22 protein-coding genes, 1 pseudogene and 1 riboswitch are annotated in these 22,912 nt (G+C 47.2%); of the genes and pseudogenes, 10 read left to right on the plus strand and 13 right to left on the minus strand.

The window, feature by feature from the left end; genetic code table 11:
• Positions 1-56 precede the first annotated feature (56 nt).
• From EDM21_RS00735 to EDM21_RS00755, 5 genes and pseudogenes are all read left to right on the plus strand, one after another.
• Positions 57-539: pseudogene (locus EDM21_RS00735) on the plus strand (HD domain-containing protein); the annotation flags it as partial.
• A gap of 28 nt (positions 540-567) precedes the next feature.
• A complete protein-coding gene (locus EDM21_RS00740) occupies positions 568-1,080 on the plus strand; it encodes a hypothetical protein (RefSeq protein ID WP_157331949.1) in 513 nt (170 codons plus the stop codon).
• Positions 1,081-1,245: 165 nt separating this feature from the next.
• On the plus strand, positions 1,246-1,992 hold the full coding sequence (locus EDM21_RS00745; RefSeq protein ID WP_157332612.1) for a DeoR/GlpR family DNA-binding transcription regulator: 747 nt from the start codon (positions 1,246-1,248) through the stop codon (positions 1,990-1,992).
• 37 nt (positions 1,993-2,029) lie between these two features.
• Positions 2,030-2,659, plus strand: a complete 630-nt coding sequence (locus EDM21_RS00750) for an HAD family hydrolase (protein WP_157331950.1) — start codon at positions 2,030-2,032, stop codon at positions 2,657-2,659.
• A gap of 10 nt (positions 2,660-2,669) precedes the next feature.
• Entirely contained in the window at positions 2,670-3,320 is a 651-nt protein-coding gene (locus EDM21_RS00755; RefSeq protein ID WP_166541763.1) for an HAD-IA family hydrolase, read from the plus strand.
• A gap of 51 nt (positions 3,321-3,371) precedes the next feature.
• Here EDM21_RS00755 and EDM21_RS00760 read toward each other — a convergent pair whose 3' ends face one another.
• The 5 genes from EDM21_RS00760 to EDM21_RS00780 form a co-directional block, all read right to left on the minus strand.
• Positions 3,372-4,043 carry an SIMPL domain-containing protein gene (locus EDM21_RS00760; protein ID WP_157331952.1) on the minus strand — a complete coding sequence of 224 codons (672 nt, stop codon included), beginning with the start codon at positions 4,041-4,043 and terminating at the stop codon, positions 3,372-3,374.
• Between the two features lie 229 nt (positions 4,044-4,272).
• Positions 4,273-4,860, minus strand: coding sequence for a hypothetical protein (locus EDM21_RS00765; protein WP_157331954.1), 588 nt, complete (start codon positions 4,858-4,860; stop codon positions 4,273-4,275).
• 286 nt (positions 4,861-5,146) lie between these two features.
• Positions 5,147-5,587 (minus strand): GNAT family N-acetyltransferase, encoded by a 441-nt coding sequence (locus tag EDM21_RS00770; RefSeq protein WP_157331956.1) that lies wholly within the window; start codon positions 5,585-5,587, stop codon positions 5,147-5,149.
• 25 nt (positions 5,588-5,612) lie between these two features.
• Positions 5,613-6,812, minus strand: coding sequence for an MFS transporter (locus EDM21_RS00775; protein ID WP_157331958.1), 1,200 nt, complete (start codon positions 6,810-6,812; stop codon positions 5,613-5,615).
• A gap of 128 nt (positions 6,813-6,940) precedes the next feature.
• Positions 6,941-7,504, minus strand: coding sequence for a TetR/AcrR family transcriptional regulator (locus tag EDM21_RS00780; RefSeq protein WP_157331960.1), 564 nt, complete (start codon positions 7,502-7,504; stop codon positions 6,941-6,943).
• A 254-nt stretch (positions 7,505-7,758) separates the two neighbouring features.
• On the opposite strand from EDM21_RS00780, the gene EDM21_RS00785 reads away from it, so the two are divergent.
• Positions 7,759-8,640 (plus strand): metal-dependent hydrolase, encoded by an 882-nt coding sequence (locus EDM21_RS00785; RefSeq protein ID WP_157331962.1) that lies wholly within the window; start codon positions 7,759-7,761, stop codon positions 8,638-8,640.
• Positions 8,641-8,965: 325 nt separating this feature from the next.
• A riboswitch (cobalamin riboswitch) is annotated at positions 8,966-9,153 on the plus strand.
• A gap of 149 nt (positions 9,154-9,302) precedes the next feature.
• Positions 9,303-11,600 carry a 5-methyltetrahydropteroyltriglutamate--homocysteine S-methyltransferase gene (gene metE, locus EDM21_RS00790; protein ID WP_157331964.1) on the plus strand — a complete coding sequence of 766 codons (2,298 nt, stop codon included), beginning with the start codon at positions 9,303-9,305 and terminating at the stop codon, positions 11,598-11,600.
• 275 nt (positions 11,601-11,875) lie between these two features.
• Here metE and EDM21_RS00795 read toward each other — a convergent pair whose 3' ends face one another.
• The 3 genes from EDM21_RS00795 to EDM21_RS00805 form a co-directional block, all read right to left on the minus strand.
• Positions 11,876-13,015 carry a glycosyltransferase gene (locus EDM21_RS00795; RefSeq protein ID WP_166541764.1) on the minus strand — a complete coding sequence of 380 codons (1,140 nt, stop codon included), beginning with the start codon at positions 13,013-13,015 and terminating at the stop codon, positions 11,876-11,878.
• A 383-nt stretch (positions 13,016-13,398) separates the two neighbouring features.
• Positions 13,399-13,638, minus strand: coding sequence for an indolepyruvate ferredoxin oxidoreductase subunit alpha (locus tag EDM21_RS00800; protein ID WP_157331966.1), 240 nt, complete (start codon positions 13,636-13,638; stop codon positions 13,399-13,401).
• A 57-nt stretch (positions 13,639-13,695) separates the two neighbouring features.
• Positions 13,696-14,793 (minus strand): Mrp/NBP35 family ATP-binding protein, encoded by a 1,098-nt coding sequence (locus EDM21_RS00805; protein ID WP_157331968.1) that lies wholly within the window; start codon positions 14,791-14,793, stop codon positions 13,696-13,698.
• A 584-nt stretch (positions 14,794-15,377) separates the two neighbouring features.
• Here EDM21_RS00805 and EDM21_RS00810 point away from each other — a divergent pair.
• The 3 genes from EDM21_RS00810 (at position 15,378) to EDM21_RS00820 (ending at position 16,699) form a co-directional block, all read left to right on the plus strand.
• A complete protein-coding gene (locus EDM21_RS00810; protein ID WP_157331970.1) occupies positions 15,378-15,755 on the plus strand; it encodes a globin domain-containing protein in 378 nt (125 codons plus the stop codon).
• Positions 15,756-15,850: 95 nt separating this feature from the next.
• A complete protein-coding gene (locus EDM21_RS00815) occupies positions 15,851-16,393 on the plus strand; it encodes an NADPH-dependent FMN reductase (protein ID WP_157331972.1) in 543 nt (180 codons plus the stop codon).
• Between the two features lie 12 nt (positions 16,394-16,405).
• Entirely contained in the window at positions 16,406-16,699 is a 294-nt protein-coding gene (locus EDM21_RS00820) for a 2Fe-2S iron-sulfur cluster-binding protein (protein ID WP_157331974.1), read from the plus strand.
• A 268-nt stretch (positions 16,700-16,967) separates the two neighbouring features.
• On the opposite strand, the gene EDM21_RS00825 is transcribed toward EDM21_RS00820, so the two are convergent.
• The 5 genes from EDM21_RS00825 to EDM21_RS00845 form a co-directional block, all read right to left on the minus strand.
• The gene (locus EDM21_RS00825; protein WP_157331976.1) at positions 16,968-18,362 is read right to left on the minus strand and encodes a sensor histidine kinase; all 1,395 of its coding nucleotides are present in this window, start codon (positions 18,360-18,362) and stop codon (positions 16,968-16,970) included.
• Entirely contained in the window at positions 18,359-19,042 is a 684-nt protein-coding gene (locus EDM21_RS00830; RefSeq protein WP_157331978.1) for a response regulator transcription factor, read from the minus strand. The genes EDM21_RS00825 and EDM21_RS00830 overlap by 4 nt, the downstream gene beginning before the upstream one ends.
• A gap of 127 nt (positions 19,043-19,169) precedes the next feature.
• On the minus strand, positions 19,170-20,321 hold the full coding sequence (locus EDM21_RS00835) for a Ger(x)C family spore germination protein (RefSeq protein ID WP_166541765.1): 1,152 nt from the start codon (positions 20,319-20,321) through the stop codon (positions 19,170-19,172).
• On the minus strand, positions 20,308-21,789 hold the full coding sequence (locus EDM21_RS00840) for a spore germination protein (RefSeq protein ID WP_157331980.1): 1,482 nt from the start codon (positions 21,787-21,789) through the stop codon (positions 20,308-20,310). The genes EDM21_RS00835 and EDM21_RS00840 overlap by 14 nt, the downstream gene beginning before the upstream one ends.
• Positions 21,790-22,884, minus strand: a complete 1,095-nt coding sequence (locus EDM21_RS00845; RefSeq protein ID WP_157331982.1) for an endospore germination permease — start codon at positions 22,882-22,884, stop codon at positions 21,790-21,792.
• Between the last annotated feature and the right edge of the window lie 28 nt (positions 22,885-22,912).

The raw sequence follows: 22,912 nt of genomic DNA on the forward strand, positions 1-22,912 counted from the left end.
GGTTAGATAACATAACCTGCCGCTATAAGGGGAGTTTGTCATGTCAACATTATGGTATGATTTCCACAACAATTTACAAGGAAAGAGGGGATCACTTGAACAAGCGGGAGCAAGATTTTCTTCTTCGTACGGAGAAATTTGTCCAGCAGTGTCTGGCTGGGGACAGCAGCGGTCACGACTGGTGGCACATTCACCGCGTCAGACAAATGACCCTCCGTCTTGCCGCACAAGAGAGAGCAGATTCTTACGTGTGTGAACTGGCTGCCTTACTACATGATGTAGCGGACGAGAAGCTTAACGATTCCAAAGAGGGTGGCCTTAATAAGGTTAGAGTTTGGCTGGAACAAAACCAGCTTGAACCTGATCAAATAGAGCATGTGCTGGAAATTATATCGACCCTGTCATTTAACGGGGGATCCAATCCGCCTATGCGCACGATTGAAGGCAGGGTCGTTCAGGATGCCGACCGCCTGGATGCTTTGGGAGCCGTCGGGATTGCTCGTACTTTTGCCTATGCAGGTTATAAAGGACATATAGTTATTAATCAAATAATAGGAGGATGTAAGCTTGCTCGACTATTTATCCATACATGCACAAAAAGCCTATCGTGAAATCATTAACATCACCGAGCACCCGGATCTGTTATTTTCAAACGACCCCGCTTTGCTTTCTTCTGAATATGCTTACAATTCAACTTATTTATTCGGCTTTAATCGCTTAATCCGTAAGAATCGGATAACAATACCCGTCCTTGCAGCTTCATTGAACGGTTTAATGGATGGGATAGAGAGCTATTTACGCCACTATTACACAGCCAAAGATTTTGTTATAACCGTTAGTGCTGATCCGCTGGTTCCGGCTTTTAAATTGTCCATCGTTTCTTATTATAAAGAACATCATCAGTTAGACGGGCATGTTTCTTTGGATGAAGTTGTGGAGTGGTATAGGATGAATGCCTGCTGGGATGGAATTAAAATCGTGAGTGAAGAAAAGCCTAATGGAATTTTATGTGAAGACATAGAGGAGGCGAAGACGGAAAATATTTATCCTAAACATTTTAGAATTTTAAATTTAACATAATAAATATTATGTAAACAATAACAGATCAAGGAACTCTCCTTGATCTTTTTTTTATGTAATTCACCTGATTGTATCGTTGACAATTAATTGAATACAAATATACAATATTAAACAATACGAAGTAATACGAAATAATAAAAGTGTGGTGTAAATCTTTTGAAATCCATGTTCACGGAAGAGCGTCGAAATAAAATTCTTGAATTACTGAAAAGAGAAGGCAGAGTTCAAGTGAATCAGTTAGCAGGAATGTTAGCAGTCACAGAAGATGCTATACGAAAAGATCTGCGATTTTTGGAAAGTAACGATTTGTTGAAAAGAACATACGGTGGCGCTGTGTTACCCTCCAAACATTCCAGTTTTGTTCCTTATCAGGAAAGGGGGGAACCCGCCCGGAAATTACCTTTTGCAAAAGCCGCCGCCTCGTTGATTCAACCCGGAGAAACCGTGTTCTTGGAAGCTTCCAGTTATACGAATCTCATCTTTAATGAAATTGGCCCCATACCAGACGTTACATTCGTAACGAACGGAATTTATGGTCTTCCTGACCTAATCCAAAAGGTTCGCGTGATTCATCTGGGTGGAGAAATCCATCCGAAAGACGAATCCTGTTATGGCAGTATTACGCTTGACAGTATGGCAAGTATAAATTTTACTAAATGTTTTTTACGGACGTCGGGGATTACTCCAGACTGGATGGTTACGACAAGTTTAAGGGAGAGCCTCGATCTCAAAAAGCTTGCGATGAAAAATTCAGAGCAGATTATTCTTTTAGTTGAAGAGAGTAATTGGAACCAAAGGGATATGTACAATGTTTGTTCTCTTCATGAAGTTGATCTTGTTGTAACCAACACTGCTGATACGTCCATCATTAATCATATGGAGAAAGATGAAATTCCTTATATAATCACCTGATGTAGTTTGTGTAATTATTCTAAATGGGAGGCTGCTTATGCCTGTATACGAAACGATTATATTTGATGTGGATGGCACCTTAATCGATACCGAAACGGCCGTTTTAAGTTCGCTTCAGAAGATGCTGAAAATTGACTACAACCTACATACTGAACTCTCAGATCTAGCTTTTGTACTAGGTATTCCTGGTGCTGCGGCATTGCCTCAATTGGGAATACGAGATATTGCCCGAGCAAATGAAAGATGGAACCGCTACATGAAGGAGTTCTATTCTTCCATACAAGTATTTGAAGGCATCGCTGACTTGATGAGCCATTTAAAGAACGAAGGCGCCGTTCAAGGGATTGTAACTTCAAAAACGATTGAAGAATTGAACAATGATTTTGTCCCATTCGGACTAACCCAATATTTATCACACATTGTTTGTGCAGACGATACACAGCGGCATAAACCTAATCCGGAGCCTTTGCTTAAATTTTTGGAAATATCTAATGCCGAACCAGCCGCCTCCATTTATATTGGAGATACAATTTATGATTATGAATGCGCGCGGGATGCTGGTGTAGACTTTGGGTTAGCTCTATGGGGATGTAAAAACCACAATAAAATACCCGCCCAATACAAATTTGACAAACCGCAAGATCTAATCAAATTACTCAAAGAATGAGGGATCTATTGTGAATAGAGCTATCCTGTTTGATTTTGACGGAACGTTAGCCGATACTTTGCCCATTTGTTTCTATGCTTTTCAAAGTGTCTTTAAAAAATTTGATAATAAAGACCTTGCACAAGAAGAAATAAAGGCCATGTTCGGCCCTTCAGAGATTGGAATTATTCGAGAGAATCTTTCTCATGCGGATCAGGATCAAGCGGTAGAATTGTACTATGAGCAATATTCGGATTACCACAATCAATTCGTTAAGCAGAACAAGGAGATCAACAATTTAATCGGGTATTTGAAAGAGGAAAGAATGAAACTGGGCATTGTGACGGGAAAAGCAAGCAGAAGCTTGGAAATATCTTTGAAAGCCTTGCAAATGGATCATGTATTTGATGTGATCATCACAGGGGATGATGTAAGCATACCAAAGCCCCACCCGGAAGGAATAAATAAAGCATTATCGCAATTGGGTGTACCCCCGAGGGATGCAATTTTTATCGGAGATAGTGATGCGGACATTCAGGCGGGAATCCAAGCGAATGTGTATACGGTAGGAGTAAATTGGCTGCCTGACTACACAGCACCGGAATTTACTTATAAACCTGATTATAGTGTCCATAGTGTATCAGAATTTATAGACTTTGTGACACAGCATACAAGCAAATAGAGAAAAGAGGGCTGCGCCCTCGGGAAATCGCTTAATCTAGTGTTCGTATTCTTACTTATATTTCACTCTCACTGCTGCTGAAAAAGTAATTTCCCCCGGTTCAATAGGGGTAACGGCCGATGCGCTTTGAGTAAAAGCGACCGCTTTGTAAGGGACGGGGCCGCCTGCAAGGGTAATTTCTTCAACCTCACCCGGAACGGGCGGTAAAGAGACACCAAGCGTTCGCGCGATGGTTGCGGCTTTGTGTTGGGCGTTCACAAGAGCGGCTGACAAAGCTTTGTTCTCATAAATTTCCGGCTTGGCTGCGGCAAAACGGATGCTGTTCACGGTATTGGCACCACTGGCGACAGCCGTGTCCACGATCGTTCCTGTCTGCCCGACACGATCCGTGGTAACTTGAAGAAGATGAGTCACCTTGTAGCCCCGGAAAGTCTGCTTGCCGTCCTCGAAATCGTACTGCATATCGATCCGGAAATCTTCTGTCTGAATGTGTTCACCGGGAATGCCTAATCCCTTCAAGGCGTTGATGATACGGGTCATGACGGCGACATTCTCTTGTTGTACTTGGGCGAGCACCGTTCCTTCGGTTATCGCACCCAGCACGATGAGGGCCCGGTCCGGCACGGCTGTCAGTATCCCTTGACCATTAACTTCTATAAGGGGATTCTTGCCCGCTTGAACGGAGTCTGGGGAATGGGGCCAGTAATCTGGATAAGGATCCATACGAGATTGCTCCTTCCTTGGAGTTTTACATCTACTATATGGGGAAGCAAGATTCTTTATTCGGTTCATGGCGTGAAAGCCCGATCAGACAACATTTTAATGAACAGATACGCTAAGCCATTGAATGTGATCGGCTTGGCGTTTCTCTGCTGCTGCAGCGCGGGATCCATGCAGACCGCCAAAAGCTGATTGCGGCCAAATTAGCCATCTGGATACAGCATAACAAGTCTTAACTTCCAATATGGTTTAAGATTTTTTTAGCCATATTATGAAGTCCGTTTGGCAGTGATAGCTCTGTTATCGAGAACACGAAAATATTATCTTTCGCTGATTCTAATCCATCCGGGAGGTCGTCGTAAATTGAGGTTATAAGGAAATTAGGAAAGGCTTTATGGCCGGCAAGCGTTTCACTTATGTTTAAAATCAGTGCATGTGAAACATTTTCGTTAACATATTGGCATCCGAAAGTTGGAGCCCAGTACCAAGATTGGAATAGGCTCCAAGCGTTCTCGCTGTTGCTTTTATCTTTAAACATATGATCGAAAAGCCACGGATTGGTTAGGTATCGAAGATCCAAAATTGTAATAGCTTCACTTGAGAGTCTTGAAATCATTGAATTACTTAAATTTTCAAGGTATCGGTTCCACATTTCTTTTTTATTGTGAATAAAGACATCGTGTTCAAGAAGCCCTTCTTTATTGGAGTTAATCGCAGGGAATTTAGCTGAACCGGTATAAAAATTGGTATAGATATTATCTAGGAATTGCAAATAATTAAGAACAAAAGAACACGAATTAGATAGTTGGTGTAGTGTCATATTCCCTCCGCTATAAAATCTTATAGGATTCTTAGAATTCTATTGTACAACCAGGAAAGTTGATTCCAATAATGTAATATATTGTTAAATTATAAAGCGATACTCTAGTGAAATCAAACCGCAAAAGTCTAAGTACGCTGCTTTACAAGTGGACATGATTCGGCTATACAAGAAAAAGACGCATTCAGCATTTTAAGCTGTGTGCGTCTTTTTAATAAGTGAAGCTGCTTACGGAAATGTTAAGGATCAACCTAGTAATAGGCGGTGATCAACAAGAAATCCCTTTTTAACTTTGCAGGACCATGACCGCCTCGCCGCCGGTATCCTGCTCGCCGGTCAACCGGAAACCGAATGATTCATATAGTTTCCTGGCGGGGAGATTTTCTTGGTGGACACTCAAGTAGATTCGCTTACATGAATACTCTTGGCGGATCCGCTGCAGAAGCAAGGGAAAAATCATCCTTGCATAACCTTTCCCCTGGAAGTGATGATCGATCATAAACCTGTCCAGCCATATCTCGCGGCTCATCAGATCCTGCCCGTACATCGCATACCCGATTAATGTGTCTTCATCATAAATCCCGATGGAAACCCAATTTGTTTCGAACTGGGATTCCGCCAGGGAATAAGCATTGGATTCAATAAAAGTCTGTTGGTGTCCGGCGACGGTCAGCTCAGCTATACCGCGCCAGTTCTCGGAAGTAACCTCTCGGATGCAGAGGCTCATAAATTTCATCTCTCTTCGTTTATTTTTAAAGTAGGTTGCGGGTTCTTTTTTGTCCGGCCGTCATCAAATAGAAAAGTAGGAAACCGGCAAGGAGGAGCGCACTGCTGACCAGATAAATCGTCTTAGGGACGCTGAAGGTATCAGTCAGCACCCCGCCGAGGAATGGACCGACAATCATACCGACGGCGTGGAACATGTTGAAAAGCGAATAAGCGGCGCCATAGGAGCCTGCATTGCCGCCGGAGTCGACAATCGTGCCGAGTGTCGACAAGGTCGGAGACAGCGCGAAGCCGACGCTGGCTCCGACCAGCAGCATGGCTCCCGCCTGCTGCCACATCGTCTGCGAAACCGCGATAAGAGGCATGGATGCGGCCAGGCAGGACAGGCCGATCAGCATCAGATAGCGCGGGTTCCAGCGGTCCGCCAGCATGCCGGACAGGGGCGCCACGGCGCCGTATGCTACCGACATAACGGCGAAGAGCAGCCCGATCATGGACGGGCTGGCGGCCACACGTTCGGTCAGGAACACCGGCAGAATCGGTTCGAGCAGCGTGAGAACCGTTTCGGCCGTCAGGACGACTCCGGCGATGAACAGCACGGACCGGTTGCGCAGCAGGTATAGCGCATTGGTTTTTTCTTCCTGGATACGCGGTGGTTCCCGGAGCAGGAAGAAAACAAGTCCAATGCATACGACCGTCAGCCCTGCTGCAAAGTAGAACGGCGTGGCATAGCCGCCGAAGTCCAGCAGCCAGCCTCCGAATGGGGCGCCGAGCAGAGTGCCGAGGGACATGCCGGTTAAGGCTGTCCCCATAGCTCCGCCGCGCATCTTCGGAGGAAAAAGGTCGGCCAGCAGCGCGAGAGCGGCTGTCCATGTGGCGGCTGCCGCTATCCCCTGCAGGAACCGGGCACCGATCAGCATCCACATCGATTCCGCATAGGCGAACAGCAAGGTGGATAGGGTCATCCCCGCCAGGCCGATCAGAATGGGCTTTTTCCGTCCGATTCTATCCGATAAAGGCCCGAGAATCGGGGTGAAAGCAAACAAGGCGATGGCATAAGAGCTGAACAAAATGCCCGTCATAGTAGAAGATGGCTGAAGCTTCTGGGTTAAATAGGGAGTTACCGGTATAATAAGACTATAGAGCAGCATGTCTATAAAAAGGATAGCAATGACCAGACTGAGGCCAGTCAGCTGGAGCCGGGTCATTTTATAACGCGAAGACATTTCTTTTCACCTCAACGTGTAAAAAAAGCAAAGTGGTATTAACTAGTCTGTCATTGAAAAGGGTCACACTGGAAACTAAAAATGTTTTTATAGTTTTCACAATCGAAAAAGAAAGAATAAAAGCGGATTTATCTTTTATTCTCAGGGATAAGACCATATAGCAGAATATCAACGATAGACAGAAGCGCTTCGGAGACCGTGATCTGATTTTCCTGATAGAAACGCTGATCGAGCGTAGAGTTCGTGCCGTCAATAATCAGTTTCATGATTAAAGAAACGTTGATATCAAGCATTTCTTTCTGTTCAATAGCTTCCGTGATTAAGAGGCGGAGCGCATTCCAATCATCGGTTAATTCGGTGTCGACCTTGCTCCACTGCTGCGGATAATAACGCTTCATCTGGTCGAGAATGCGCAGATCATAGAATTCCCAGTGGATCGGGAGTACCGTAATTACCCCTCTAATCTTCTCAATTAGGGTCAGGTTCTCATCCTGGATGATACGGTCGGTTATTTCATTGCGGTCAGCTATGGATTGATCGATAATCGCATCGAGAATATCAACCTTGGCATCAAAATGTTCATAAAGGGTGCGTTTGCTGATACCAAGTCTTTTGGCGAGATCATCCATTGTAAACTTCATGCCATTCAGATGAATTTCTTCAATAAATGCGGTCATAATCCGGTGTTTCATCTATCAATCCTCCCTTGATCTGGAGAAGAAAACTCAAAATACTATTATAGTTTTCATGTATACAAATCTATTCTAGCTTAAATTACTGCCGACTTCAACTACAGGGTAAACTTACCGGATACAAATTAGTGAAGAAGATGTAAACACTTGAATCAGCGAACAGGAAAATGCCTGTTAACCGCGAATACTCATAATCAAGGCACTAAACCTCCATGTTCGGATATTTCGGCATAAGAAAGGAAGCTTTATCTTCTATGGATACCGTTACACATGCATTATTCGGCTTAACCCTATACGGTGCAATCGACAAAAGCAGAATGTCCCTGCGGGACAAACGCGCGCTTCTGTTCACGACCGTCATCGGCTCAGAAATTCCCGATATTGATGTGATCTCACAGGTGTGGGATACGACCGGCCGTTATCAAATGTGGCATCGGGGACTCACTCATTCCGTATTTCTTATTCCGGTATGGGCGGCGGTGCTCGTGATCTTAACCAAGCTGTTCTGGGGACGTGCGAGCCGGAAACTGTTTGGGATAGGGGCTCTCGCTGTCTTCATTCACAGCACGAGTGATTTGTTTAACGCTTGGGGAACCGGTTATCTTGAACCGGTATCAAGCACAAGAATTACCTTCGGTACGATTCCGATCGTTAGTGTAACCTTCTGGCTCATCATGCTGGCCGGACTGCTGGCTGCACGATTCACCCGGGGAAAGTGGGCGCCGCACCGCATTTTCAAAGTGGTCTGGCTGCTGATCGCTCTTCATGTAGGCATGCAATCCGTTCAAGGCTATATGCTGTACCAGCAGGCTCAGACCAAGTACGAGCAAGTGGCGTTGTCCGCCGACTTTGTGCCGGGCGTGTTTACGATTATCGGGAAAACAGGCGATCAGGTCGAGCTGACGAAAGGATCCACATGGGCCGGCCAGCAGACCGTTGCTTCTCTACAATCAAGCGAGACTGCCGATTTGAATGAGCTGTTTACCGGCAATCCCAAAGCGAAAACCTTGCAGGAATGGTCCCCGTTCGTCGTGGTGGTGGATGACGGGAAACAGCTGGGTATCTATGATCCCCGCTTTTACCGGGATGGCCAGTCCTTCTTGTTCGAAAGCATAGAACGTTCTGCTGCCAAATAGGAAGCGGATAGTATCTGACTAATCTCGAAAATACCTTTCCTTTGTGCTGCAAAGGCGGGGTATTTTTATTTTTTGCCGGCCGGATTGATCTGCTTGTCCGCAATTTATTGAACTGTCTATGCATTCCAGCAGCCCGCCTGAACTAAGCATGAGATTAAGCAGAGAAGGCAGATTGCAAATCAGCTTGCAAATTCAGTTTGGCAAGTATGCGAACACAAAATAAAGTATTTTCCAACCTCACGACTAGGAATACTGGATATTAAAGCTTGCACAAAAGGTTGGGCATGGTGTATAGTCATTCCTAATCATACCAATCATACATAACCCCATATTTGTGGGAACAGGTGCGAAGCCAAACGGCCTAGCTTAAAAGGGAAGTCCGGTGGAATGCCGGCGCGGTCCCGCCACTGTAACAGATGAGCCCGGGTAAAGGCCACTGATCGTTAAGATCGGGAAGGCACCCAAGGACGATGATTCTGGAGCCAGGAGACCTGCCTGTTCTGACAACACTGCTTCACCTACGGGAGATAGGGAGGTGTTAAAGATTCCAACCACTGCGCATTCATACAGAGGGTGTCTTTATCCTTGTCTTATCGGATAAAGATACCCTTTTTTTATTTCATCGGTGTTTCAGATCATTCATAATTCAGGAGGTAACATACATGACTAAAGTTAAGAGCAGCATCCTCGGCTACCCGAGAATCGGGGGCGGGCGTGAGTGGAAGAAAGCACTTGAAGCATACTGGTCCGGCAAAATTAACGAAAGCGAACTTTACAGCCGTTTGGCGGAAGTCCGTCTAGCAAGCTTGAAGCTGCAGCAGGAGAAAGGGATTGATTTGATTCCGGTCAATGATTTCACACTCTATGACCACATGCTGGATACTGCTGCTATGTTCGGATTAGTTCCGCAGCGATTCAGCGGCTATAAGGGCGGTGTGGTTCCGCTCGATATTTATTATGCAATGGCAAGAGGTGCCGAAGGCGCGACGGCCTGCGAAATGACCAAATGGTTCAATACCAATTATCATTACATTGTTCCTGAATTAAACGGAGCGGAGCCCCAGCTTGTCGAGAACAAACCGCTTCTGGCTTACCGTGAAGCCAAAAAACAGCTGGATATTGAGGGCAAACCGGTTCTGGTCGGTTTGTTCACTTTCCTTAAATTGTCCAAAGGCTACAAAACTGCCGAAACGGATGCCTGGATCGACAAGCTCCTTCCCCTGTACGAACAAGTTCTGCTGCAATTGCAGCAAGAAGGGGTGCAGTGGGTACAAATCGACGAACCGGTTCTCGTGACCACACTTTCCGAAGAAGATCTTACCCGAGTAGAGCGTATCTACAAACAGCTGGGAGCGGCAGTTCCCGGAATTAACATTCTGCTTCAAACCTATTTCGAATCTGTGGATGCGTACAGCCGAATTGTTCAACTTCCTGTCGCCGGAATTGGCCTTGATTTCGTACATGGAGGCAAGCAAACGCTTCATTCCCTTGAGAAGGAAGGATTTCCGCAGGATAAGGTGCTCGGAGTCGGGCTGATTGACGGACGGGGCATATGGCGTGCGGATTTATCCGCTAAACTCGGCGTTCTGGAGCGGGTGTTTAAAGTTGTGGCGAAGGAGAAAGTCCTGATCCAGTCTTCCAGCAGCCTTCTTCATGTGCCTGTCTCCACCTCGTATGAAGAGAAGCTGGAGCCTGTCCTGAAGGATGCCCTTGCTTTTGCGGATGAGAAGCTTGACGAAATCACCTTGCTTGCTAAAGCCGCATCGGAGGGAACGGACGCCATCCGCGCTGAGCTGGAGCAGAACGGACAAGCTCTGGCTGCTCTGCAGACATCGGCGGCGCGCAGCAACAAGACCGTGCAGGCAGCGGCGATTCAGCTGAAGCAGCAGCCGGCCGCCCGGCGGGAGAGCTTTGCCGAGCGCAGAACAGCGCAGCGTGAGCGCTGGAAGCTGCCGCTTTTGCCGACTACGACGATCGGGAGCTTCCCGCAATCGCCGGAGGTGAGGCAAGCCCGCGCCAAGTGGAGAAAGGCGGAATGGAGCGACGCGCAGTACCGCGATTTTGTCCGTCAAGAAATTAGCCGGTGGATTCGCATCCAAGAGGAAATCGGTCTGGATGTCCTCGTACACGGCGAATTCGAGCGGACCGATATGGTTGAATTCTTCGGAGAGAAGCTGGACGGGTTCGCTTTCACACAGAACGGATGGGTGCAGTCCTACGGGTCCCGTTGTGTGAAGCCTCCGGTCATATACGGAGATGTGGCTTACACCAGTGCGATGACGGTGGATGAAACCGTCTACGCCCAGTCTCTGACGGACCGTCCGGTCAAAGGGATGCTGACAGGTCCGGTGACGATCCTGAACTGGTCGTTTGTCCGGGATGATCTGTCACGGGAACTGGTCACCTACCAGATCTCACTCGCGTTAAGCCAAGAGGTTCAGGCACTGGAGCAAGCCGGAATCGGTATGATTCAAGTGGACGAACCGGCGCTGCGGGAAGGTCTGCCGCTCAAAGAGCGGGATCACGCGGAGTACCTGAATTGGGCCGTGGATGCATTCCGCAGCTCGACCTCGAATGTGGATGCCACAACCCAAATTCACACGCACATGTGCTACTGTGAGTTTAACGATATGGTCGGGTCGATCCGGGATCTGGATGCGGATGTTATATCCATTGAGACTTCCCGCAGCCATGGCGAACTCATCCACAGCTTCGAGGAACACACGTATGACAAAGGAATCGGTCTGGGCGTCTACGACATCCACTCTCCAAGGGTTCCTTCTGCCACAGAGATGGTCAGCATGATTCATCGCGCTCTGCGTGTCCTTGACCCGGAATTGTTCTGGATCAACCCCGATTGCGGTTTGAAGACTCGAGGCAGCGAGGAAACGATCGCGGCCCTGCGCAATATGGTGCAAGCGGCCGGTGAGTCAAGAGAGAGTCTCACAGTAACGAAGTAGTCAGCCATACACACATGCTAGTCAGCCGTACGGACCTATTTCCGTGTGAAGCCGGAAGCTATGCCTGTGTACGAATAGGTCCATGTAATCCGTTTGGCAAAAAACACACAAAAAAGGGCTTGGATTGTAAGCCCTTTTTTGTGTGTTTCTTTTTACTCCCGGGCAATGCATCCGTTCCCTTGAAATCTCCGGCTGTGCAGAGCACTCCTCCGGATTGGGGTTGTGCCGGTCTGACAAGCGAAAAGAAGACTGCTGGAGCCGGAAGCGGGGAGGGGTCACGTCTTGGAGCGAAGTACACTCTCGATGACTTGCTTCATACGTCTCCCGGAACGGTTCCATGACCACTGGAACATGTCTTTACGGCCCTGCATCCCTTTCCGGCGGCAAAGCTCGGGATTCTCGTAGGCAAGACGCATCTGCTTTCTCAGGCTTGCCAGATCAGCTTCAGCCCACTGTTGTCCCTGCTGTGCGAATAAGAATTCGAATTTTTTCGAAATGGATTGTTTCATGCTGGCAGTCGTCGGACGCAGGTCATAATCAACGAGGAAGGAGTTGCCGCTGTCAACAAAATCCATGTGTCCGCCCCAGCCTGTAGCAATAACAGGAGTCCCGCTTGCCAGCGATTCAAGGAAGGGAAGACCCACACCTTCGCCGCGGGTAGGAAGGACGAAAGCATTTCCTTTGGTATAGATGCCTTTAAGTTTACGCGGATCTGCCCGGCCGTTCATGATATACAAGGGGGATGTTTTCTTAGTAATCCCCAGCTTTTTCTTATAAGCACGAATTTGACCTTGTATGTTCGATCCGCTTGTCTTGATTAATAAAGCCACATGATCAGCCGAGGAGAACTCTTCCCAGTAAGCTCTTAATAAGGTCTCCGGATTCTTTCTGTGCTGAAAAGTAAAGACGGATACGAACACAAATGTTTGCGGAAGAAGAGGGAGTGATAATTTAGGATTTGCAGGTGTAAATTTGTTCGTATGCACGCCATGAGGGACTAGGTATACGGGAACCTTGACTCCGCTGTCCCGCAGAGCCTTCCGGTTCTGGTAAGAAGGAACGCAGACGGCATCAAACCGGTTAATATTCGGGAACCAGCTGCGCGGAATCTTAGTCGTTTCCCAAACCGTATTAAGCAGGAGCACATCGCTGTTTTGACGAGCCTCCTGAATGTTTAACGTGTTGGGATGACCGTGATGAATCAACACGCGTTGTTTACCCTGGGCATAGCCTTTGTGAATTAATTGATCCAACTGATCCGTCGTTTTCCGGTATTGGCCCTTCCCGTGTCTCCGGGACTTGATTTTGACATCGACTCCTTGACGGTGAAGAGCAAGGGCATACTCTCTGCTTGCGGTATTAATTCCGCTGGAATTCCTTACAGCTCCATTCCAGATCACCTGATAACTCTCCACACATACCCCTCCTTTAATTATCTATACACCCGGGAGCCGCAAGAGATGGGGCGCCAAGCTTATGCAGCAGGATGCGGCAGACCGATCTCCTATTCAATCACATCAAATGAAGCGTATGTAGGCTCCATTGCTCCGGCTTAGCCCTATACTATGCACTTGAAATGCCGATGGAAGCGGCGGATGGACTCTCTTATCAGAAGGGGCCGTAAGTACGACGTGATGGACAGAAAAAGGGAAGGAGCGGGGGATTTCCAGAAGGCGCTGCCTAAATGAGATGTAAGTAAGCAAAAGGAAGCAAGGCTGGTAAACAGGCGGATGGAGTCGTTACTTACAGACAGAAAAAAGCCCGCTGATGTATACATCAACGGGCTCTCTCGAACGTATTAGCGGTTCTTGTAGAATTCCTCAGCTTTAACGATAAAGCTTTTTTCTTCTTCGGGAAGCTCTTCATCCCAGAATACGGCGCCTACCGGGCAAGCAGCCTCGCAGGCTCCACATTCGATGCAGGTATCGGCATCGATGTAATATTGGTCTGGACCTTCGGCGATGCAATCCACCGGGCATACGTCCACACAATCAGCCGCCTTCTCATCAATACAAGCAGAAGCAATTACGTAAGTCATTTGAATCCACCTTTCCTTTACGGGTTGTCATTTCTTGATTTTATTGTACTAACAATTCTATAGACAAGCCAACTGTTTAAGAACTTTCTCAGCTAACTCGTCAAATATTTTGCGCTGCTCGGAGTGCTCCGGGTAAACCGAAGATGCCGTTTGCGCTTCGTCAAGCGGGATTCCGCCCAAGGAACGGATCGGGATCTGGGCGAGAAGCTCCGTCTCCATCTGCTCTGCAAGTGCAGCGCCGCCACCCCGGCCGAACAAATCGTGCCGGATTCCGGCCGGGTCCGTGAAATAAGACATGTTCTCAACGACACCCAGGATCGGGTGATTCGTCTGCCGGGCCATCTCACCGGCACGGGAAGCCACATGCTGGGCAGTGGGGTGGGGAGTGGTCACCAGAATTTCGGCGCAATGCGGAATTCTCTGATGCACATCCAGCGCGATATCACCTGTTCCCGGGGGCAGATCTATCACGATGATATCCAGCGGTCCCCATTCTACCTCGCTCAGGAAGGTCGTGAACATCTTCGCCAGCATAGGTCCGCGCCATACAACAGGCTTATTGCCTGCTACGAAGAACCCGGTCGAGATCACCTGGAGTCCTTCACGTTCAATCGGCATAATCCGGTTATTATGCTTCTGCGGCCGCTCGTCGATGTTCATCATGGATGGGATACTGTGCCCATAAATATCCGCATCGATGACACCTACGCGTTGGCCGGATCGCGCAAGCGCTGCAGCGAGGTTAACCGTCACCGTGGATTTGCCGACGCCTCCTTTGCCGCTGGCTACGGCAATAAACTGGATGCCGGATTCTTCGGAGACGATGGAAGCGTAAGCTGGCATCGCGGGTGCTTTTTGTACAGGAGGCTGTGCGGGTTTGTTTATCCTGGAATTGACGATTTCTTGTCTTTCCCGGGGAGAAACTTCTTTGAAACGCACATGTACTTCGGTTATTCCTTTCGGGCTTAATGCTTGTACAATCTGATCCTTGTACCATTCCTGTTTATCGGACATATCCGTACTAAGAGTGACCGTAAGAGCGGCATAATCCCCGCGGGTCATAATGTCACGGATAAGCCCCAAATCAGTAAGAGGCAGTTGATGCTCTTCATCTGTCAGATGAACAATAGCCGAGATAATATCTTCTTTATTCATGGTTTATCACCTTCTGTCAGCTCTGTCCTTGACCGCCCTCCCGATCAGTCTTATACCTGTGTTCCTGCAGTCATCAGATGCAAGACGGCTTCACCCCGATAGTTATTATGAAATAACGGATCGGAATAATCGGGATGTGCTTTCGGACCTTCATGGACTGAAGGCCTTATAACTTTGAGTTTACCACGCTTGCCGGCGCTGTGCTAGGCCCCGCCGCTGTCAAAAAAAGAAAGCAGGTATGAGCGAAGCTAACGAGTATGACCGTTTCTTATGTAAGTTAGCTAGTCTTTTTGTAGAAAGAATCAAGCAGGAACCGCCGGTAGAAGATCCATAACCGGAACCGGATAGACAAGTTCGGAAGCTGATAGGTTAGACCAACCTCCTCCACTAATAATGTAGCATAATAGGGTAATTGTAGAACACTAAAGATTCCCTAGTCAACAACCTAGTAGGGCCGATGACTAATTATTTCCGGTGTGCTCTTGACATCTGGGTTAAGGGTTATAATAATTAATATACGAATATGTATAAAAACTCCCGGAACGCTCTTTGATCCGGTTTCAATTGAATGGAGGTCACAGGCGATGGATCTGTTTGCACAAATGGGAGGGGAACGGACAATTCAACGGATTGTTGAAGCTTTTTACCCCAAAGTACTCGAAGATCCGCTGCTTGCTCCCTTATTTCCCGAAGATATTTATCCCGTAATGGAGAAGCAGACTCTATTCTTGACGCAATTCTTCGGAGGCCCCCCTCTGTATACATCTGAATTCGGACATCCGAGAATGAGGGCACGCCATATGCCTTTTCCTATCACGCCCAGGCATGCGGATGCATGGCTGGACTGTATGAGAAGGGCACTGGAGGAAGCAGTTCCGGATGAGAACCTGCGTCAGGCTCTATTGGAACGGCTGTCCGTCTCTGCGCATTTCTTTGTGAATACGGATGAGCAGGCTACCTGACTACAGGCCCTTCTTGCTCTTAAGGAAAGTCCGTAGCCTAAATGCAGCAGGGATTGTAAAATAAGATTCAAATACAAATAAAGGAGCAATTTCAGATGAAGTTAGTAGGTATTTCAGGCACTATTATCGGGGCCAAAACAGAGATTGTAGTTAGCAGCGTTCTGGAGCAGGTTAAGAAGCACTATCCCGAAGTCGAAACGGAACTTCTGGATCTCAAGAAGTTCGATGTCCAGTTCTGTGACGGACGTGATCCTTCGCAATATACGGGCGACACGAGAGCGGCTATGGATATGATCGAATCCGGTGATTTTTTCTTGATCGGAACTCCGATTTACCAAGCTTCCATGTCAGGCGTGCTCAAAAATTTATTCGACTTGATTCCTGTTACAGCGCTTCAGCAGAAAGTAGTCGGTTTTGTAGCAACGGGCGGAACATACCAGCATTACCTGGTGATCGAGAATCAGCTGAAGCCGATTGCAGGATTTTTCAGATCCTTTGTGGCGCCTAGTTACGTCTATGCCCATGACGATCATTTTAATGAACATAAAGAATTGACAGATCCCGATGTACTCGCAAGAATCGAGAAATTAGCCCATGAGCTCGTATTTATGCAGCAGAGATTGAAGTCCGCGGAATAGAGAGTGGATGCGATGATGGAGTTACAAGGCCGCAGCATCGTTAAAGAAGTAGAGTCGGTCATCGGGGCTTCCGTCCTGGAGCTCGCGAGAGAGCATAAAGTCGACTGGGGTTTTAATTGTACGCGGGGAACTTGTGCACGATGCCGCTGCCATGTTAGTGAGGGCATGGAGCATTTAACGGAACCGGCGGAGATCGAACTCGTCCGGCTTGAGCCCGAAGAGATTGAAGCAGGATTCCGGCTTTCTTGCCAGGCCAAAGTTCAGAGCGCAGGAATGGTTAAAGTCAGGCACCGTCCGTATTTTTAAAGCGAATTAATTAACCCATTATACTTAAACAAGATACACAGGTATTTCAACTTGGTTGAGATACCTTTTTTTGTGCATCCTTGGAGGATGACATCTGCTGCCGATTAGTTTCCAAAACAAAAGGGGATACTGGAAATTCATCCAGCATCCCTTTCGTACATTTTCATGGGACAGCATTCTAAACCGGAATCCGTCTGTTGTGGTGTCAGGCATCAAAAACAGCGGCGAACAAGGTAAGCATGGCGACTGGAACCGTATGAACGGAACCTTACAACGCCTGCAGCCGGATTCGGAAGGTCGTTCCTTGGCCCAATACACTGTCGATCTCGATTGTACCGTGGTGCAGATCGATGATTTTATGCGCAATAGATAAACCGAGACCACTGCCGGAACCCGGACGCTGACGGGCTTTATCCGCTTTATAGAACCGGTCGAAAACATGGGGGAGATCTTCCTCGGCGATTCCTGCTCCGGTATCACGGATCGTTACCGTACAGCCAGCCGCAGTGTCTGAGGATATCCCTTTTTGGATATGGACAGCAAGTGTGTCCCCAGGTTGTGAGAATTTGATGCTGTTGGTGATCAAGTTAAACCAGACCTGATGGAGAAGCTGCGGATCTGCCGTGATGACGACCTCAGGGAGATCAAGATCCAGCACGATCTGTTTCTCCGCCCACTGCCACTCCGTTGTGATCAGAATTTGCCGGATTTGTTCATCCAGTCTAAAGGGTTGGGGCTTAACCAGATTGGTTTGTTTGTCCAGCGCGGCAAGTGTCAGCAGCTGTTTGCTTAGTGACGAAAGCCGCTTGCTTTCTTCCTCAATAATGTGAAGATAACGCGTCTTTTCCTCCGGATCCGCTGTTCCCGTCAGAATCGCATTCGCAAATCCCTGAATCGATGTAAGGGGGGACTGGATCTCATGGGACACATTCGCTACAAATTCAAGACGCATGTCGTCGAGTTTCTTGAGAGATTGGGCCATTTGTGTAAAATGACGGGCCAAATTGCCGATTTCATCCCTTCTTGAGACATCCATTACCATGTCATAATTTCCGCCGACGATCTCATTGGTTGCTTGAGTCAGTTTTTTGACAGGCTTAACAATGTAGCGGGTGAAGATAGCAATAAACAATATGCTGAAAACAAACGTAAACACGAACAGAAGAGCGACAATCACCCGAACTTCTCCAATCTGCTGCTCTAAATTAGGACGTACGAACAGAGCATACGTCGTATCGTCAGCCCGGATTGGAATACCGATACTGTTACGCAGGCTGTTCTCAAAAAAGCCCGTGATCATGAGAAAATTTTCTTCTTCCTTGATGCCGTTGTAGGTTTCACCGCGCAGAACCCGCTCGATTGTTTCCGCCGCCAGTTGAGTGTGTTTGAACGGTTCACCATAGTAGGTTCCCGTCAAGTTCTCATCTACCGTATACAGTTGGAAGCCCAGATTTGCAATCCGGGTCAAATAATTAGCAAGCTCAAGCTGCGGAGACTGCTCGTATAGCTGCTTAATCTCTTTGGAAATGTTCAGGATTTTCCGTTCGTTATAGTCCTTAAGCTGGTACATATAGAAAGCGTTAGCGGCTGCCAGTGCAAGGATGCTGCTAAGCATGGCAATGAAGATATAAGTAATCACGATGCGGATATATAAGGTTTTCATGAAGAGAGGGCCTCCAGCTTATAGCCCAGACCCCGCACGGTGGTGATGACGAAATCATCTCCGCGGTCTGTGAACCGTTCCCTCAATCGTTTGATGTGGACATCGATCGTACGGCTGTCGCCTTCATAATCCGAACCCCAAATAAGCCGGAGCAGCTGTTCCCGCGTGAAAATACGCCCGGGATGGCTCGCCAGCTGCGCCAGGAGTTCAAACTCTTTGAGAGGAATAACTCTTTTGTCGTCACCGCATAGGATTTCATAACTCTTCCGGTCAATTTGTGTCTGGCCTAGCTGGATAACAGCGGATGAAACCATCTGATACCTCCGCAGCAGGGCTTTGATCCGGAAAAGCAGTTCCTTGGGCTCAAAGGGCTTGACCAGATAATCGTCCGTCCCGGACAGGAACCCCTTCTCCTTGTCTTCCAATTCTCCCTTGGCTGTTAACATGATGACGGGGATATCATAAAATTTCCGGATCTCCTTGCACAGCTCCCAGCCATTTTTGGCCGGCATCATGACATCGACCACTGCCAAATGGATTTGTTCTTGTTCCAGCAGGAGCGAAGCATGTTCGCCATCCTCGGCTTCTTTGACGGCATAGCCCTCCTTCTTCAAAAGGAAGCGCAGCAGTTCACGGATATGCGGATCGTCATCCGCGATAAGGATTTGAAGTCTCACCATTCACACCTTCTCCAGTCCAGTAAAGATCCATTTGCAATGAACAAACCTTAAACGAATACGGACGAAATTTCAAGTGAATGAATAGTTCCTGTCTTGTAAGGGAACTCAGTGGCAGGTGGAGGGGGTATTATTTCACCTCATAAAGTCTGTCTTTATATTTTCCGTAATGATCAATGTGGATTTTCACATTAACTTCATTCAGACTATCCTTTTTCAAAGGAAATTCCTTTTTATCATAGATTTTTTTCCATACTTTCGGGTGTTTCCTATATAACGTTTTGCTTAACATATAGATATCGACTTTTTTAAGAATCGCCTTGTTGTAGGTGTTTCGGATTTCATCCTCAATGACTTTCTCCGCGGCTTTCTTAATATCTTCCCCCGATACATTCTCGCGGAGTTCGTTTACATAAGAAGAAAGCTCAATATCAATGTTATAGCGAACTTCTTCACCTTCAATAAGAGAAGTAATGGCGAATTTGGGGTTTTCCATAAAGAGCACGGCAAAAGGTTGTTCGTCCGGCACGTTAATAGGTGACCGTCTTAATTTGGTCTGAAGCCAGCGTGCTCCCAGCAGATCTGAGATCGGCATCCAATCGGTGTATTTCAGGTCGTTAAAGAAATAAGCGCCATCAATATCAAGCATTCCCTTATTCGTCGTATCCTCTGTCCAAACACCATTTCGAATGGCTAGTGAAGGCAGTAAAGTAGAATTACCCGCCTCATTTAGCTGAGCAATGAATTTAAAACCATACAAAGGGAGTATTAATGATTTCTGGTCATAAAATTGCTTCGGTCTTGCCAAGAGAGACTCCAAAGGTGAAAAGTTCAGCAATGATTTGCGGGAGAGAAGCTCGGTCGGAGATTCATTAGTTCCGTAGAAAAGGACATTAAAGCGTATCTGATGGAACCGGTTCATTTCATCGTAAACTTCTCTTAACCCTCTTCTCATCATATTCTCGGTCACAACGACTGCTTTGAGGTGCCCCCAGAAAATCCGTAGTTGGGAAGTGGCATAGAAAGTAGTCATCGCCTCCGTAACGGTGGTTCCTTCACTTTTACCTATCCAGATCGGAACCTCTTGACCAATTTGAGTCGATTCATTCTTGGCGATATTCGAGAAATTCAGAATTTGGGCGTGAATGACATATTTATTATCTACAAAATCCACGACTAATGCGGTCGCATAAGCCATGGTTTGTAGATCTCTGGAGCTCCAGCAACCAGTCATCAAAGAGACCAGAAGCAGGAAAATCGAACCTGTTTTAAGAATTCTCACGGTTGTCACTCTCCTGGTGATCGGGATCTTGAGGATGCAGGTTCGGCGAACGTTTGGTTAACAAAGGCCACGGTAGACGAAGGATTCCAGGAATCATCTGTTTGAAGAAAGGTGGAGAAAACGGCGAAAGGTAGGGAATACCAAACGAGCGGAGTCTGGACAAATAGAAGACGAGCAGCACCGTCCCCATAATGACCCCGAACATGCCGAGAAGTGCACTGCAGAAAAAGAGGAAAAACCGGATAATGCTTACTGTAGATCCTAAATTCTGATTGACAAGCGTAGCGGCGCATACCGTCGTGACGGCTCCTACAACGACAACGGAAGGGGAGACCAGCCCGGCGCGGATTGCGGCATCTCCGATTATGAGACCGCCGACTACCGTTAAAGTCTGACCGATGGAGCTGGGCAGACGTACCCCTGCTTCACGGAAAATTTCAAGCAGAATCAGCAGGACGAATAGTTCGATTTGGGCGGAGAACGGCAATCCCAGTCTGGCCGTTGCAATCGTCGCCAGAAGACGGAAAGGGACCTGGTCCTGATGGTAAGCGGTTAACGCAACCCATAGAGCCGGCAGCAGAATAGTCAGGAACAGACTGATAATGCGAATGATACGTGCAAATGACGTATAAATGAAATTGAAATGAAGATCTTCAGCAGACTTTAGCTGTAGAAAAAGAGAGGCCGGTCCCACCGTAATCATCGGACTCCCATCCACTATAATGGCAAATCTTCCATTAAGAAGAGCATCGACAATAAAATCTGGCCGACCTGTGTTATCCACTAGAGGCACAAGTGAATATTTATAGTCAGCAATTAATTCTTCGATCTGGTTGGAACTGTAGATGCCATCCACTTTAATGTGGTTCAATCTTTGGCGGACTTCATTCAGAATGACGGGGGATATAATATCATCCACATACATCAAACCCACTCTGGTTTTTGTTCTTGTGCCAATGACGAAATTTTCATTGCACAGCGAACTGCCTCGGAGTCTTTTGCGTATTAGAGCCGTATTGATCACTATATTCTCAACAAAACCGTCTTTCGGCCCTTTAATCGAGATTTCCGTAGAAGATTCTTCAGGTGAACGCTGGGGAAGCTTGCTGATATCCATCAGAAAAACGGCATGAATCTCCGGGAAGATAATCATGATTTCACCGAGAAATAAATGATCTGTCATTTTCTCCAGGTCGATCTCGCCTTTAAAATGGGTAAGGGGCAAGCTTGCATAGAGATCAAGTCCATGGAGAAAGAATCCTCCTTCGGACTTGTAAAGTCTTTCCAGAGAAGGGAGAATGCTCATACCGATGATGCTGCTGTCGCACGTTCCTTCACTGAAGACCAGAATCACTTCTGCCGCATTCTCATCGCCGAAGTAATGAGTCATAATGACCAGATCCGCGTATTTCTCGAATAGTCTTTTGAGCTGCTGTTCACTCCAGATTTGTAAATTATTTTGCGACATCTATACCTTCCTCTCCTGCCCGGATTTAGCGAATATAGAAATGAGGAACCAAATTAGTGCGAGTGCGACCATCACATAGAGCGTAATTTGAAAATAGTAATCACTCATAAATTTGTAGAATAAGAGTTGATTGATCGGCACCATACTGATTCCAAAATAACTGATGGCCATACCGATGATGAAACGTTTACGCATTTTTTTGTCAGGCAAAGGAAGCAGGTCCGACAATAAATAGAGCGACAAACTGATCCGGATTGAGGTTCCGGCGAGCCATTGATAGACTGAAAAGAAATCAACATGTTCGATGAAATCACCGACTGTTACAAGCCGCCACTGTTCATAGGGGGATTCCGTCTGTTTCGCTGCTTCAACAGGGCCAAATTCCGTTATAGCGCCTACCAGGGGACCCAGCATGATATGAAGCAGGACAAGTCCAAGAACCAGCAAATACCATAATTTCACCGGTGCTTTTAAATGATGCTGCAGAGCGATCAGTAAGATAAGTTCCGTCAATCCGCCGCCGGCAGTTATCATGCCTTCAAAGACAGGTCCGGGACCGTATTCCAGAAAAGGTCGTAACAATCCCAGTTCTTTCTCCGGAGTGTTGGCAATAGCAACGAAATAACCGAGTACAATTACAAAAGGCAGTAAGATGCCGGCTCCGATTGCAATGGCCCTGATCCCTGAGACAGCTGCATAACCGCAAATCAGGACCAAGACGATGGACAGCACCATTTTGGGCGTAGAGGGCAAATAATTGGTAACGGTCCATCCGGTTGTATGCAGAAGTGTCGTCGCCCCAATCAGATAAACCTGAATATATAACGGAACAACCAGAAGCCAGGCAACAACCGGGTTTGTCTTCTGGGCAAGCCAGGGTTGAAGCTTCTGTTGTCCCGATTTCTTCATAATGTAATACAGCAGGATGCACCAAATGGCTAGCGGAACCGCGATAAAAAAAGGGATGAGCCAAGCGTCCCTGCCCGAAGCGTCCAGGACAACCGGATTGATAATGACGTGGCTTGTCAGCCCGTTGACCAGCAAAAAAATCATAGCCAGCTGCAAAAATGAAATTCTACCGTGCGATGTATGCATGAGAAGACCTGCCTTGTCGGGAGTCTTT

The organism is Paenibacillus lutrae (assembly GCF_009757775.1).
Classification (GTDB): Bacteria; Bacillota; Bacilli; order Paenibacillales; family NBRC-103111; genus Paenibacillus_F; species Paenibacillus_F lutrae.